At 39.8% G+C, this 1,231-nt stretch carries 2 protein-coding genes; one reads left to right on the plus strand and one right to left on the minus strand.

The features are described from left to right. Positions 1-265, plus strand: a 265-nt coding sequence (locus tag AC1DG9_RS27195; RefSeq protein ID WP_477635707.1) for a LytTR family transcriptional regulator DNA-binding domain-containing protein, incomplete at its 5' end; no start/stop codon positions are given. 8 nt (positions 266-273) lie between these two features. Here AC1DG9_RS27195 and AC1DG9_RS27200 read toward each other — a convergent pair. Next, positions 274-1,231: aminotransferase-like domain-containing protein (locus AC1DG9_RS27200; RefSeq protein WP_477635708.1), on the minus strand; the 958-nt coding region annotated here is incomplete at its 5' end.

Below are 1,231 nucleotides of genomic sequence, written 5' to 3' on the forward strand. Positions count from 1 at the left end.
AACCTGGGCCACTACAATGACTGATCAAAAGATTCCATTGGATTATTCTTTAGATCAGATTGAGAAATTACTTGATAAGAACCTGTTTTTCAGAATCAACAGGAAACTGATTATTCATATTGATGCGATAAAAAAAATTACTACCTATTATAATAGCAGGTTTATTTTGCAGTTGTCGCCCGCTGTTGAGGTTGAGGCCATTATAAGCAGGGAAAGGGTAAACGGTTTTAAGGCCTGGCTTGAAGGACAAACCATTTCGTCGTAGTATTCGATTTAGCCCTTATTAACCAGCATCCCCAACAGCTTAATTTTCTTTTCCACTTCGTCGCTCCATTGAAGACTAAAACCTAACCTTAAGCAATTGTCGAATTGTTGTTTTAAACTAAACATTCGGCCTGGAGCAATACTTACGTTGTGTTTTATTGCACGTTCATACAAATCAAGTGTACTAACATCTTTATTCAGCTCTACCCATAAGAAATATCCTCCATCAGGTCTGCTTACCCGTGTGTTTTCGGGGAAATAATTGGCTATAGCGCTGCTATACTTCAGGCTGTTGTTATAAAGTATCTGGCGTATTTTTCTTAAATGATTCTCGTAACGTCCATTCTTTAGAAAATCTGCAACAACTTCTGATGTGATTGTGGTAGACGAAAGTGCGTGACTCGATTTTAACTTCATCACCTTGTCTTTAAACTTTCCTGGGGCAACCCAGCCTACTCTATAACCGGGCGCAAGTGTTTTAGATACAGAATTACAATAAAGCACTAATCCACTTTCGTCGTATGTTTTGCAGGTGGTTGGCCTGTTGGCTCCAAAATAAAGATCGCCATAAAGATCGTCTTCAATTAAAGGTACATTATAGTGCTCCAGTAATTTAACTACCTCTTTTTTATGCTCGGCAGGCATAGAAGAGCCGCAAGGGTTATTAAAGTTGCTAACCAATAGGCAAACCTTGATTTTGTTCGTCGTTAGCGCTTTTTTTAAAGCTTCAAGTTCTATGCCTGTAGTTGCATTTGTAGGGAGTTCCAGAACATTTAGCCCCATGGTTTGGGTGAGCTGAAGGATGCCAAAATAAGCAGGGCTTTCAATTGCTACCGTATCTCCCGGTTTTGTTGTGGCCAGTAAACAGTAAGCAACAGCGTTAATACAACCTGCGGTTGTTATAATATCTGTATCATCCAGATCGCCACCCCATGAAAGAGACCATTTGGCAACCTCTCTTCTAAGC

It is taken from the genome of Pedobacter sp. 05L430, assembly GCF_056397585.1.